Here is a 13,051-nt window from a genome sequence, read left to right as displayed (position 1 = left end):
CGGAACCATATGATTAGGCAGCAATATGATAAGGAGGGGACATTTATGCTTGAAGGTGAAGTTTCACCGGGCACAGGCGCCACGCTCATTATCATTACGGGCATGTCCGGAGCAGGCAAAACGATTGCGGTACAGAGCCTGGAAGATCTCGGCTTTTTCTGCGTGGATAATCTGCCGCCGGTGTTGATTCCGAAATTTGCAGAACTGATTGAACAATCGAACGGCAAAATTGGTAAGGTAGCCCTCGTGATTGACCTGCGGGGACGGGAGTTCTTTACGGCTTTGTCCGAGTCTTTGAACTATATAAAAGATCATTTTACCATTCATTGCGAAATTTTATTCCTGGATGCGACCGATTCTGTCCTTGTGCAGCGCTACAAGGAGAGCAGACGCAGACATCCACTGGCTCCTGAGGGCATGCCGCTTGACGGCATCCGTCTGGAGCGCAAGATGCTGGAGGAACTCAAGAATTCGGCCACCCAGGTATTGAACACAAGTACGATGAAGCCGGCACAACTGAAAGAGCGGATTATCTCCCGTTTTTCTCATTTGGAAAGTCATATGCTGTCGGTGAATATCACGTCATTCGGATTTAAATATGGTATTCCGATTGATGCAGATCTGGTGTTTGATGTTCGTTTCCTGCCTAATCCGCATTATATTGATCATTTACGCCCGAATACGGGGCAAAATAGTGATGTATATGAATATGTCATGAAATGGCCCGAAACGCAGGCATTTTTGACCAAACTGCTGGATATGCTGCACTTCCTGATTCCACAATACCGGAAGGAAGGCAAAAGTCAGGTTATTATTGGGATTGGATGTACCGGAGGCAAGCATCGTTCTGTAGCCATATCAGAATATTTGGGCAAAATGCTGGGAAGCAGCGAAACTGAAGCTGTTACCGTGAGCCATCGCGACGCTGACCGTGATCGTCATTGAAGAGGGTGAAGGGATGAAAGAAGCCGGACCACGAAGAGAACGTCCGAGAATTGTTGTAATGGGCGGCGGAACCGGGTTATCCGTGATGCTGCGCGGTTTGAAAGAGAAGCCGCTGGACATCACGGCCATCGTCACGGTTGCAGATGACGGTGGAAGTTCAGGCATCCTGCGCAGTGAACTGCAAATGCCGCCCCCGGGCGACATCCGTAACGTGCTTACGGCGCTGGCTGATGTAGAGCCATTGCTTTCGGATATGCTCAATTATCGCTTTAATACAGGCGCGGGGCTTGCAGGCCACAGCCTGGGCAATCTCATTTTGGCTGCAATGACGGATATTTCAGGCGACTTCGTAACCGCAGTGCGGGAACTTAGCCGCGTGTTTGCCGTTCGCGGTGAGGTATTACCGGCAGCTGGGCAGGCAGTTGTGCTGCATGCGGAGATGGAGGATGGATCGATCATTACAGGCGAGTCCAAAATCCCTGAAGCAGGCGGGCGCATCAAACGCGTTTTCCTTGAACCGGATCACGTGGAGCCGTTGCCAGAGGCCGTGGAAGCCATTCGTCAGGCAGATGCGATCCTGATTGGGCCAGGAAGCTTATATACGAGCATTCTGCCTAATTTGCTGGTACCCAAACTGGCAGAGGCTGTTGTTGAGGCAGAGGCTGTGAAGATGTTTATTTGTAATGTGATGACACAGCCAGGAGAGACGGATAACTACACGGTAAGTGATCACCTCAAAGCGGTTCACGAGCATGTAGGGCACCAGCTCTTCGACTATGTTATCGTTAATAATGGCGATATTCCGCTGCAAGTGCAGAATAAGTATGCGGAAAAAGGAGCCAAACCGGTTGTTCTGGATATGGATGTACTCAAGAGCTCCGGCTATCAGGTGGTTGCGGATACGCTTGTTTTATTTAAAACCTATCTGCGTCATGATGCCGACAAGCTAAGTCACCACATCTACCAACTGGTACAAAATTGGATGTTACGGAAGAGGTGAAGTCCCATGTCGTTTGCAGCACAGACCAAAAAAGAATTAACCATGATTGAGAGCGAACCGTGCTGCGAAAAGGCGGAACTTTCAGCCCTCATCCGTATGCTTGGTGCGGTGCAGTTATCGAATAAAAAAGTCATCTTGGATATTTCGACGGAGAATGCCGCGATCGCAAGACGGGCATACTCTCTGCTTAAAAAGCATTTTCAAGTGCATACGGAATTGCTAGTCCGCAAAAAAATGCGGCTGAAAAAGAACAATGTATATATTGTTCGTATTCCGTCCATGGTACAGGAGATATTAAAGGATCTGTACATCGTATCGGAAGGCTTTTTGTTTACTCCAGGAATTAATCAGGAGCTATTACGGAAAAACTGTTGTAAACGGGCATATCTTCGAGGTGCATTTATGGCGGGTGGCTCGGTCAACAATCCAGAAGGATCCTCATATCATCTGGAGATTGCATCCATGTATGAAGAGCACTGTCAGGCCCTCGTGGATCTGGCCAATGAATTTCATCTGAATGCCCGGTGTATAGAACGTAAAAAAGGATTCATCCTATACATTAAGGAAGGCGAGAAAATCATTGAATTGCTCAGCATCATTGGTGCACATCAGGCCCTGTTCAAGTTCGAGGATGTACGGATTATGCGGGATATGCGTAATTCCGTCAACCGGATCGTCAACTGCGAGACGGCCAATCTGAACAAGACGATCGGGGCTGCCGTGAGACAGATCGACAATATCAAGTTGCTGCAGAAGGAAGTGGGATTGGAGTCACTGCCGGAGAAGCTGCGTGAAGTGGCTGAGGTTAGGCTGGCCCATCCTGACATTAATCTGAAGGAAGTTGGCGAGCTACTGAAGGGTACCGTCAGCAAATCAGGTGTTAACCATCGGCTGCGCAAGATTGACGAACTGGCAGAAAAAGTGCGAAATGAACGTCACGGTTAACGGATTTTACACAGGGGTAAATAATTCAGAAGAGATCTGGTTTTTTTTCTTCTAGTGTCCTGTACGGGTTAATGGTATAATGTTATAAATATAATTGTGTATTTAATGTCTAGATTTCATAATAGGGGGTAAGTTTCCATGACAAAGCACCCGGTAGTTGTCCGTTTGAAAACGGGTCTCCATGCCAGACCTGCGGCACTGTTCGTTCAAGAAGCGAATAAGTACTCATCTGAAGTGTTCGTCGAGAAGGACGACAAAAAAGTTAATGCAAAAAGTATCATGGGGATCATGAGCCTTGCAATCAGTACTGGTACGGAAATCCACATTAGTGCTGAAGGCGCGGACGCCGAACAGGCTGTAAACGCTTTAGTAAGTCTGGTGAGCAAGGAAGAACTTGAAAACCAATAAGATATGATTACCATTACATGAAGAAGTCCCGCAAGGGGCTTTTTTGCGTTTCCGGGATAGTCAAGTGCAACATTTTGGAAGAAGCCTCGTCTGTTAAGGTATCAAACCGCTTTGAATTTGAGATGTTAGACATAAGGAGGCTAAAGTGATGGGTAAACAATGGATGAAGCCGCTTGGTGCGGTGTTGGTTGCAGGGACACTGCTTGTTGGTGGGACAGCATGGGTGACACCGGGAAATTATGCTTACGCTGCCGAAGTGCAAGGGGTACAGCAGAACGTGATTCATGTGGTAGGTAAAGGTGAAATTCAGGTGAAACCCGATATTGCTTATCTATCGATCGGTGTGAATAGTACTGCGGAGACTGCTGCTTCTGCTCAAAAGGCAAATGCCGCCAAAATTCAAAAGGTGTCCAACCTGCTGAAAAATACGTGGAAAATCAGTGCGGACGATATTCAGACCAGTCAGTTCTATGTGCAGCCAAACTACACGTATAACGATAAGGAAGGTCAAAAAATTAAAGGATATACCGCTCACCATACGCTGACCATAACGTATCGCGAGATGGACAAGATCGGTGAATTGCTGGATGCCGCTTCGGGGGCAGGGGCCAACAATATTGAAAATGTACGCTTTACGGTAGAAAATCCGGAAAACTTCGAAGCACAAGTGATCGAGAAAGCGGTAGCCAATGCAGATGTGAAAGCAGGCGCGATTGCCAAAGCTGTTAAGCGTCAATTGGGTGCTGTCCTGTCCGTGAGCCAAGGCGATGCCAATGTGCCTGTGTTCTATGCAACGGAAAGTTTAATGGCCAAGGACGTGGCAGAGTCTGCTGCCGGTACAGAAATTGAAACAGGTCAGGTGAAAGTCAGCACAACGCTGAACATCACGTATGAAATGAAATAAAGCATAAATCAATTCATGCAAAGGCTTTGTCCGGCGGACAGGGTCTTTTTTTATGATAAGTGGAGCTTTGAAGAAGTAAGACATTAGTTGGCTCACTCTATCGGGTAATAGCTGCTTGATGTCTCTTTTGTATAATTGTTCGTGACAAAACCTTTACCAATTGGATCAGGATCGAACAACATTGTAACTGGTGCTGTAAACCTTTCCTGAATTGGGTTAATTATAATAGAGAGGTGAGCGTATGAGATATGCGATCAGAATACATACGCTATGAACCCTAGGCGAATTCGAGAGGAGTTTTATATATGACATCATGGAAAAAGTGGACAAGTGCATTGCTCGCAGCAGGAATTATTGTAGGTAGTGGAGCGGTATGGCAGGATAACTCCGTGCAGGCAGCCTCGGTAACATCCAAAGTAACGGCATCTACAGACGTGACATTGAAGTCAGCAGGCAAAACCCTTACACAAAAAGGGCTTCTGCTAGGTGGATCGACGTGGGTATCCCTCACAGCTGTTAAGGATGTGGCTGGTGGAACATTAACATATAACGCAAAAACAAAAGAGTACTCACTGACTGCAGCGAACAACACGATGAAAATTAGTCTGGCTGATGGCGAGCCGACATTAAGAGTAAATAATTATTATCCCAATGTTGAAGCGAAGTTGATCAAGGGACGCCTGTATATTCCTTTTTCCGCTATGAGAGATTATTTGGGAGTTCAAGGCAGTTGGAATGGTAAAACCAAAACACTTGGACTCAGCAAAGTGGAACAAAACAGCGTGAAAGTAAAAGCAGCGACAGTTAAAGTCAGCATCAAAAATGCTGAAGTGGATATTCAGTACCCGCAGGTAAGTGGACTTGCCAGTGATGAAGCCGAAGCGGCAATCAACAAAGTGTTGAAAGACGAAGTGGATACATTTGTGGCTGATTTCAAAAAGCAGACTGCAGAATACGGGTCCGCAACCGCAGACCGCCCATACGCTTTTGAAAGCACTTATGTGGTGACGTATAACGAAAATGGTGTGCTGGGACTGGTTACTCAACGTTACGAGGATTATGCCGGAGCACATGGTATGACGACAAGAACAGGTCACACCTTTGCACTGGATACTGGTAAAGAACTGAGCCTGGATGATGTACTGCAAAACAACAATGCAATGCGCGAGACGCTTGGCAAAAAAGTAGGCGAACAGCTCAAGGCTCGTGGTGGCTACCTCGAAGGCTATAACGGATTGAACAAAGATCAGGACTTCTATGTAACGCCAACAGGCGTCGTAGTATTCTTCCAATTGTATGAGTACACCGCTTATGCAGAAGGTTTCCCGGAGTTCCCGTTTACGTACAAAGAGCTGCTTCCTAAAGGTGCTGAGCCGTTTAGTGGTTTGACATCAGAGAAATAATCTCAGACTAGCTCTTTTGTAGACCTTATATGGCCTAATATGAGTTAAGGATCAACGGAATTATCTTTATAAAATAAAAAGAGCGCCCCTCGTCATGTTCTTGACAAGGGGCGCTTCTTCGTATGTTCAGGTCAATCAGGTCATGCTGATTGTCTGTCCATGTCTTCCGTAAATGTCCGCTTCGGCTTAGATGCCTTGGGAGCCTACGTTTTCGATAACTTTATCAATGATACCGTAATCGGCAGCTTCAGCAGCACTCATAAAGTAGTCCCGGTCTGTATCTTTCTCAATACGCTCCAGTGGCTGGCCTGAGCGCTCAGCAATGATGCGGTTCAGGGTATCGCGCATTTTCAGGATGCGGCGGGCACGGATTTCGATATCCGAAGCCTGACCTTGAGCACCGCCCAGCGGCTGGTGAATCATGATCTCACTGTTTGGCAGGGCAAAACGTTTACCTTTTGCACCAGCGTTCAACAGGAATGCACCCATGGAAGCTGCCATACCTACACAGATGGTAGATACATCAGGTTTGATAAATTGCATTGTATCGTAAATGGCCATACCGGCTGTAATCGATCCGCCTGGGCTGTTGATGTATAGATGAATGTCTTTCTCCGGATCTTCCGCAGCGAGGAACAACATCTGTGCCATGATGGCATTCGCAACAACGTCATTTACATCGCTGCCCAGGAAGATGATACGATCCTTCAGCAATCTGGAATAGATGTCATAGGCGCGCTCACCGCGGTTGCTCTGTTCAACGACCATAGGAATATAACTCACGTGAAAAACCTCCTCGGAAATGTTCATGGAATAGTGTATCTATTTAAACTGTTACCGTATTACCCACATCATAAACAATTTCAAACAAAAAGTCAAAGAAAGTCAAACTAACTTTGAAAAAAAAGAAACCTTTACGGTTCCATTGGTTAAAAGGGTTATGAACTGCTAATCAAGAATGGCGCGCCCGCCAAGAATCGAACTTGGATCTCAGGCTTCGGAGGCCTACGTCATATCCATTGGACCACGGGCGCACATTTATGTGACAGCAATAATGATTATAGCTCATGAGATACTGAATTGCAAGAGGATGATTACGCTCATGGTTTGGATTAGCCCGAATTTGATCATGATGAGGAAGAATGGATAAAGAGAGCATTTAAGTAAATGCTAAGAAAGGTTTTGGACAGGCTGCATGAAGCGTGTTCTTGAAGACTTCAGAAGCGATATATAGATGAGATTTTCGGTTTCCTTCTATATATGGTATGCATGAGGGCTGCCGCGTCGTGGAAGTTGGAGATTGTGAAAATAAGCGCGTACAATGGGCCCAAGTCGTTGTGAAATAAGGCTTTTGAAACACTTGCATGTCGCGTCAGTTTTAGGTAGAATAGACGTGGGACTTAAAAAGTTAACCCGGGACATTTTAGGGCCATGAAAGAAAGCTTGGAACGAGAAGCTTGCGGGAGTGGAAAGCATGCGAACGATTTTAGAAGTGCAAAAGCAGCTTCTGCCTGATCTCATGGATGTCTTGAAGAAGAGGTATACGATTCTGCACCAGATCATGTTATCGGATGTGATCGGGCGGAGAACGTTAGCCAATTCCATGCAGATGACCGAGCGGGTTCTGAGGGCTGAGACCGATTTGTTAAAGGCTCAGGGACTTATTGAAATTGACAGTGCAGGAATGAAGATCAGCGAGGCTGGGCATGATTTGCTGCAGCAGTTAGAGCCCGTGGCCAAAGAGCTGTTCGGATTATCCGAGCTGGAAGAACGCATCAAGCAAGCCTACGGTCTGCAAAAGGTAGTTGTCGTTCCCGGCGATTCGGACATTTCTCCATTTGCCAAACGGGAACTGGGTAAAGCCGGAGCGAAGGCTCTTGGTCAAGTGATGAATGATAACGACGTTGTTGCCGTTACTGGCGGTTCAACAACGGCAGAAGTAGCAGAGCAGCTGACTCCGCCAACATCGTTAAAAGGTGTCTGGTTCGTACCGGCACGCGGTGGATTGGGAGAAAGCCTCGAGATTCAGGCCAATACGATTGCGTCGACAATGGCAAAACGGGTAGGAGCGCAATACAAACTCCTGCATGTACCGGATTTGCTGAGTGATCATGCCTATGAATCGTTAATTCAGGACCCTAGTGTCCAGGAGATTCTTCAGCTGATCAGACAGTCACGAATCGTGATTCACGGGATCGGTGATGCCGTGGAGATGGCGCGAAGACGCAAACTTGCAACGGAGATCGTAGAAGAGCTTCAAGAGCAAGGTGCCGTATCTGAATCCTTCGGTTATTATTTTAACGATCAGGGTGAAGTGGTACATACCATGCTCACTCTGGGCATGCGACTTCAGGATATTGAACGGACCGATGTGGTGATCGGGATTGCGGGCGGCAAAAGCAAGGCGGCTGCCATTCATTCCGTACTGCGATTCGGGCAGGAGGATATTCTGATTATTGATGAGGCTGCCGCCGAAGTCATCGTAGCCGAAATGGAATAGGTTTTGTTTTACCACAACTCTTGTTGTCTTGACGGACTTCACCGTCTGTCTTGAATATATAAGCTTCATAAAAAAATTAAATCAAAACTTGGGAGGAACTTACTCATGATTAAAGTAGGTATTAACGGTTTTGGACGTATTGGTCGCTTGGCATTCCGCCGCATTCAAAATGTAGAGGGCATTGAAGTAGTAGCAATCAACGACTTGACTGACGCTAAAATGCTGGCTCATTTGCTTAAATATGATACAACTCAAGGTCGCTTCGATGGCGATGTTGAAGTACACGACGGCTTCTTCAAAGTGAACGGCAAAGAAGTTAAAGTACTCGCTAACCGTAACCCAGAAGAACTTCCTTGGGGCGACCTGGGCGTAGACATCGTTCTGGAATGTACTGGTTTCTTCACAACGAAAGAAGCAGCTGAGAAACACTTGAAAGGCGGAGCTAAGAAAGTTGTTATTTCCGCACCAGCTACTGGCGACATGAAAACCATCGTTTACAACGTAAACCATGAAATCCTCGACGGTACTGAAACTGTAATCTCCGGCGCATCTTGCACAACAAACTGCCTGGCACCAATGGCAAAAACACTGCAAGACAAATTCGGAATCGTTCAAGGTTTGATGACTACAATTCACGCTTACACTGGCGACCAAAACACATTGGATGCTCCACACCCTAAAGGTGACTTCCGTCGTGCTCGCGCAGCGGCTGAAAACATCATCCCTAACACAACTGGTGCTGCTAAAGCAATCGGTTTGGTTATCCCTGAACTGCAAGGTAAACTCGACGGTGCAGCTCAACGTGTACCAGTAGCTACTGGTTCCCTGACTGAGCTCGTAACTGTTCTTGGACAAAAAGTAACTGCTGAAGAAGTTAACGCAGCAATGAAAGAAGCTTCCGATCCACAAACTTTCGGATACACTGAAGATGAAATCGTATCTTCCGATATCCAAGGTATCACTTTCGGTTCCCTGTTTGATGCAACTCAAACTAAAGTTCTGACTGTGGGCGACCAACAACTGGTTAAAACTGTAGCTTGGTATGACAACGAAATGTCCTACACTGCTCAACTGGTTCGCACTTTGGAGCACTTTGCAAAAATGATCAAGTAATATCTGAAATAACATAGAGCGGAAACAGATGCTATTGTTTCCGCTCTTTATCTATCAACCTTTTGCAAATTTCTCAAAAACACCAGGACTGACAGGGGATTTGGGCCCTTGATTGGTCCACCAAATACATGGGTGCGGAGGAAATACAGATGAACAAAAAAAGTGTACGCGATATCGAATTGACAGGAAAACGGGCTTTTGTCCGTGTAGATTTCAATGTGCCGCTCGAAGATGGTAAAATTACAGATGACAAACGTATTCGTGCAACGCTTCCTACGATCAACTACTTGATCGAAAAAGGCGCTAAAGTCATTCTTGCAAGCCACATGGGCCGTCCTAACGGCGAAGTGGTTGAATCCTTGCGTTTGACTCCAGCAGCTGAGCGTTTGTCTGAATTGCTTGGTAAAACAGTTGTCAAAGCTGACGATTCCGTTGGTGACGCTGTTAAAGCTCAAGTTGCTGAACTGAACAACGGTGACGTATTGTTGCTTGAAAACGTTCGTTTCCATGCAGGCGAAGAGAAAAATGATCCGGAACTCGCAAAACAATTTGCGGAACTGGCTGACGTTTTCGTTAACGATGCATTCGGCGCAGCTCACAGAGCACACGCTTCCACAGAAGGCATTGCTCACTTGCTGCCAGCGGTATCCGGTCTCTTGATGGAAAAAGAACTTGAAGTGTTGGGTAAAGCGATCTCCAACCCTGAGCGTCCTTTCACAGCCATCATTGGCGGATCCAAAGTTAAGGACAAAATCGATGTTATCGACAACCTGCTGAACATTGCAGACAACGTAATCATCGGTGGCGGCTTGTCCTACACATTCATGAAGGCTCAAGGTCACGAGGTAGGACAATCCTTGTTGGACGAGTCCAAACTGGATGTAGCTCTGGGCTTCATCGAAAAAGCGAAAAAACTGGGTAAAAACTTCTACCTGCCAGTAGATATCGTCATTTCGGATGACTTCAGTGCTAACGCAAACACCAAAATCGTTGAAGTTGGCGACATTCCTGCGGATTGGGAAGGTATCGACATCGGTCCTAAAACACGTGAGATTTATGCTGACGTCGTTAAAAACTCCAAACTCGTAGTATGGAACGGACCAATGGGCGTATTCGAAATTGAACCTTTCTCCCACGGTACTCGCGCAGTAGCTCAAGCTTGTGCTGAGACAGAAGCATACACCGTAATTGGTGGTGGTGACTCCGCAGCAGCAGCTGAGAAATTCAAGCTGGCTGACAAAATGGACCACATCTCTACAGGTGGCGGTGCATCGCTCGAGTTTATGGAAGGCAAAGTGCTTCCAGGCGTAGTTGCATTGAACGACAAGTAAGTTTTAAGCTATAGCATGAAGGAGTTGAAAACCATGAGAACACCGATTATCGCAGGTAACTGGAAAATGTTCAAAACGGTTTCCGAATCCAATGACTTCATTCAGGAAGTTAAAGGAAAAGCCGAAGTTGAAGGCGTGGAGACTGTAATCTGTGCACCGTTTACGAATCTGCCTACATTGGTAGAAGCTGTGAAAGGCACAAACATCAAAATTGGTGCTCAAAATCTTCACTTTGAAGACAACGGTGCATTCACTGGTGAAATCAGCGGCGTAATGTTGAAAGACCTGGGTGTGGATTATGTAATCATTGGTCACTCGGAGCGCCGTCAATATTTTGCGGAAACCGATGAGACTGTCAATAAAAAGTTGCATGCAGCATTCCGTCACGGATTGACTCCAATCTTTTGCCTTGGTGAGACGCTTGAAGAGCGCGAAGCGAACCAAACGAAAGATGTATGCAAAGTGCAAACAGAAGCTGCTTTTGCAGGTCTGTCTGCAGATCAAGCAGCACAAGTGGTTATCGCTTATGAACCAATCTGGGCGATTGGTACAGGTAAATCCTCCACATCTCAAGATGCGAATGAAGTTATTGCTTACATCCGCAGCCTGGTGAAGGATCTGTACGATGAGAAGGTTGCTGATGCAGTTCGTATTCAATACGGCGGCAGTGTTAAACCAGAGAACGTAACAGAATACCTCGGACAAAGCGACATCGACGGCGCTCTTGTTGGCGGTGCCAGCTTGCAGCCGGCTTCGTTCATCGCGCTTGTTGAGGGGGCGAAGTAATGACAGCTCCAAAACCTGTAGCACTGATCATCATGGATGGCTTCGGTCTTCGTAACACGGTGGAGGGCAACGCAGTAGCGCAAGCCAAAAAACCGAATTACGATCGCTTTATGAGCCAATTCCCACACACAACGCTCACTGCTTGCGGTGAAGCTGTAGGTTTGCCGGAAGGGCAAATGGGGAACTCCGAGGTAGGTCACCTGAACATTGGTGCTGGCCGGATCGTATACCAGGATTTGACCCGTATCTCCAAGTCGATTCGTGACGGTGAGTTTTTCGACAATGAAACACTTGTCAAAGCTGTACGCGAAGCGAAGCAAAACGGTAAAAAGCTTCACCTCTACGGTCTGTTGTCTGATGGCGGCGTACATAGTCACATCGACCACCTGTTTGCCATGCTGGATCTGGCCAAAAAAGAAGAAATGAATGATGTGTATATTCATGCCTTCCTGGATGGCCGTGACGTTATGCCAGACAGTGGTAAAGACTTCATGAAGAAGCTGATCGCCAAAATTGAGGAAGTCGGTGTAGGACAAATCGCAACGGTTCAAGGTCGCTATTACGCGATGGACCGTGACAAACGTTGGGAACGTGTTGAGAAATCATATCGTGCTATCGTTTATGGTGATGGACCAAAATATATCGATCCACTCAGAGCGGTTGAAGAATCGTATGAAAAATCCGTATTTGACGAATTCGTTGAGCCAACGGTTATCGTTAAAGCGGATGGGGAGCCGGTAGGTTTGGTGGAAAGCGGCGATTCCGTTATCTTCCTGAACTTCCGTCCTGACCGTGCGATTCAGCTGTCGCAAGTATTCACGAACAAGGATTTCCGTGGATTTGACCGCGGTCCGAAGTTCCCAGAAGGCTTGCACTTTGTGTGCCTGACATTGTTCAGTGAAACTGTTGAAGGTTATGTGGCTTACTCGCCTAAAAACCTCGACAATACACTGGGTGAAGTTCTGGTACAGAACAACAAAAAACAGCTGCGTATTGCTGAAACCGAGAAATACCCGCACGTTACCTTCTTCTTCAGCGGCGGACGTGATGTTGAGCTTCCGGGCGAAACGCGTGTGCTGATCAACTCGCCAAAAGTTGCAACATATGACCTGCAACCAGAGATGAGCGCTTATGAAGTGGCTGACGCGTGTGTACGCGAGATTGAAGCGGACAAACATGATGCGATCATTCTGAACTTCGCCAACCCGGACATGGTTGGACACTCCGGCATGCTGGAGCCTACCATCAAGGCGGTTGAAGTGACGGATGAGTGCATGGGACGTGTTGTTGACGCAGTGCTTGCCAAAGGCGGCGTTGTACTGATCACAGCGGACCATGGTAACGCGGATATGGTATTCGATGAGCAAGGACGTCCGTTCACTGCTCATACTACGAACCCGGTTCCATTTATCGTTACAGACTCTAACGTAACCTTGCGTGAAGGTGGAATCCTGGCCGATATCGCGCCAACGATTCTGGACCTGATGCAATTGCCTAAACCGGAAGAAATGACAGGTACATCTGTTATCGCTACCCGTAAATAAGTTACACAGCCACATATACAAAGTGGGAAGTTTGGAGTTTGCCCCCGAACGAAGGAAGCAGAAATTGTCTGAAGAAACGAAGTGTTCGCCTTTATCACATGATTTCAACTTATTAAAATAAGTTCAAAGGAATCAGGGAATAACAGCGATCGGAAGACGATTCTGCTGACGT

General features: G+C 46.8%; 12 protein-coding genes and 1 tRNA gene. 11 read left to right on the top strand and 2 right to left on the bottom strand.

Annotated elements, in window-relative coordinates; genetic code table 11:
- Nucleotides 1-45: 45 nt before the first annotated feature.
- The 6 genes from rapZ to AAIH57_RS26790 all read left to right on the top strand — a co-directional run bounded on the left by rapZ (nt 46) and on the right by AAIH57_RS26790 (nt 5,605).
- Nucleotides 46-945, top strand: coding sequence for an RNase adapter RapZ (rapZ, locus tag AAIH57_RS26815; RefSeq protein WP_430023645.1), 900 nt, complete (start codon nt 46-48; stop codon nt 943-945).
- A gap of 13 nt (nt 946-958) precedes the next feature.
- Nucleotides 959-1,945, top strand: coding sequence for a gluconeogenesis factor YvcK family protein (locus tag AAIH57_RS26810; protein WP_175394328.1), 987 nt, complete (start codon nt 959-961; stop codon nt 1,943-1,945).
- A 6-nt stretch (nt 1,946-1,951) separates the two neighbouring features.
- Nucleotides 1,952-2,890 (top strand): DNA-binding protein WhiA, encoded by a 939-nt coding sequence (gene whiA, locus AAIH57_RS26805; protein ID WP_095293015.1) that lies wholly within the window; start codon nt 1,952-1,954, stop codon nt 2,888-2,890.
- 138 nt (nt 2,891-3,028) lie between these two features.
- Entirely contained in the window at nt 3,029-3,298 is a 270-nt protein-coding gene (locus tag AAIH57_RS26800; protein WP_056695263.1) for an HPr family phosphocarrier protein, read from the top strand.
- Between the two features lie 148 nt (nt 3,299-3,446).
- A complete protein-coding gene (locus AAIH57_RS26795) occupies nt 3,447-4,202 on the top strand; it encodes an SIMPL domain-containing protein (protein ID WP_430023644.1) in 756 nt (251 codons plus the stop codon).
- 305 nt (nt 4,203-4,507) lie between these two features.
- Nucleotides 4,508-5,605 carry a PdaC/SigV domain-containing protein gene (locus tag AAIH57_RS26790; RefSeq protein ID WP_430023643.1) on the top strand — a complete coding sequence of 366 codons (1,098 nt, stop codon included), beginning with the start codon at nt 4,508-4,510 and terminating at the stop codon, nt 5,603-5,605.
- A 186-nt stretch (nt 5,606-5,791) separates the two neighbouring features.
- Here the strand turns inward: AAIH57_RS26790 and clpP are convergent, their stop codons facing one another.
- A complete protein-coding gene (gene clpP, locus AAIH57_RS26785; RefSeq protein WP_072735760.1) occupies nt 5,792-6,388 on the bottom strand; it encodes an ATP-dependent Clp endopeptidase proteolytic subunit ClpP in 597 nt (198 codons plus the stop codon).
- A 176-nt stretch (nt 6,389-6,564) separates the two neighbouring features.
- Nucleotides 6,565-6,639 (bottom strand) — tRNA-Arg (locus AAIH57_RS26780).
- Between the two features lie 440 nt (nt 6,640-7,079).
- Here AAIH57_RS26780 and AAIH57_RS26775 point away from each other — a divergent pair.
- The 5 genes from AAIH57_RS26775 to gpmI all read left to right on the top strand — a co-directional run bounded on the left by AAIH57_RS26775 (nt 7,080) and on the right by gpmI (nt 12,879).
- Nucleotides 7,080-8,105, top strand: coding sequence for a sugar-binding transcriptional regulator (locus AAIH57_RS26775; protein ID WP_175394332.1), 1,026 nt, complete (start codon nt 7,080-7,082; stop codon nt 8,103-8,105).
- A gap of 105 nt (nt 8,106-8,210) precedes the next feature.
- Complete coding sequence (gene gap / locus AAIH57_RS26770; RefSeq protein WP_175394333.1) at nt 8,211-9,218, top strand: type I glyceraldehyde-3-phosphate dehydrogenase; 1,008 nt, start codon at nt 8,211-8,213, stop codon at nt 9,216-9,218.
- A 149-nt stretch (nt 9,219-9,367) separates the two neighbouring features.
- Entirely contained in the window at nt 9,368-10,549 is a 1,182-nt protein-coding gene (locus AAIH57_RS26765; RefSeq protein ID WP_175394334.1) for a phosphoglycerate kinase, read from the top strand.
- 33 nt (nt 10,550-10,582) lie between these two features.
- Nucleotides 10,583-11,335, top strand: a complete 753-nt coding sequence (gene tpiA, locus AAIH57_RS26760; protein WP_175394335.1) for a triose-phosphate isomerase — start codon at nt 10,583-10,585, stop codon at nt 11,333-11,335.
- Nucleotides 11,335-12,879 carry a 2,3-bisphosphoglycerate-independent phosphoglycerate mutase gene (gene gpmI, locus AAIH57_RS26755; protein ID WP_175394336.1) on the top strand — a complete coding sequence of 515 codons (1,545 nt, stop codon included), beginning with the start codon at nt 11,335-11,337 and terminating at the stop codon, nt 12,877-12,879. The genes tpiA and gpmI overlap by 1 nt, the downstream gene beginning before the upstream one ends.
- Nucleotides 12,880-13,051: the final 172 nt, after the last annotated feature.

Origin of the sequence: Paenibacillus sp. MABNR03 (assembly GCF_050455445.1) — a bacterium.
Taxonomy (GTDB): domain Bacteria; phylum Bacillota; class Bacilli; order Paenibacillales; family Paenibacillaceae; genus Paenibacillus; species Paenibacillus xylanilyticus.
The sequence above is the reverse complement of the archived record's forward strand: the minus strand, read 5'-3'. Positions and strand labels throughout refer to the sequence as shown.

Bases quoted from the DNA above. Each gene is read 5' to 3' on its own strand.
- AAIH57_RS26765 (WP_175394334.1), top strand. From the start codon at position 9,368: ATGAACAAAAAAAGTGTACGCGATATCGAATTGACAGGAAAACGGGCT.
- AAIH57_RS26775 (WP_175394332.1), top strand. From the start codon at position 7,080: ATGCGAACGATTTTAGAAGTGCAAAAGCAGCTTCTGCCTGATCTCATG.
- AAIH57_RS26810 (WP_175394328.1), top strand. From the start codon at position 959: ATGAAAGAAGCCGGACCACGAAGAGAACGTCCGAGAATTGTTGTAATG.
- gpmI (WP_175394336.1), top strand. From the start codon at position 11,335: ATGACAGCTCCAAAACCTGTAGCACTGATCATCATGGATGGCTTCGGT.
- tpiA (WP_175394335.1), top strand. From the start codon at position 10,583: ATGAGAACACCGATTATCGCAGGTAACTGGAAAATGTTCAAAACGGTT.
- whiA (WP_095293015.1), top strand. From the start codon at position 1,952: ATGTCGTTTGCAGCACAGACCAAAAAAGAATTAACCATGATTGAGAGC.
- AAIH57_RS26795 (WP_430023644.1), top strand. From the start codon at position 3,447: ATGGGTAAACAATGGATGAAGCCGCTTGGTGCGGTGTTGGTTGCAGGG.
- gap (WP_175394333.1), top strand. From the start codon at position 8,211: ATGATTAAAGTAGGTATTAACGGTTTTGGACGTATTGGTCGCTTGGCA.
- AAIH57_RS26800 (WP_056695263.1), top strand. From the start codon at position 3,029: ATGACAAAGCACCCGGTAGTTGTCCGTTTGAAAACGGGTCTCCATGCC.
- rapZ (WP_430023645.1), top strand. From the start codon at position 46: ATGCTTGAAGGTGAAGTTTCACCGGGCACAGGCGCCACGCTCATTATC.
- AAIH57_RS26790 (WP_430023643.1), top strand. From the start codon at position 4,508: ATGACATCATGGAAAAAGTGGACAAGTGCATTGCTCGCAGCAGGAATT.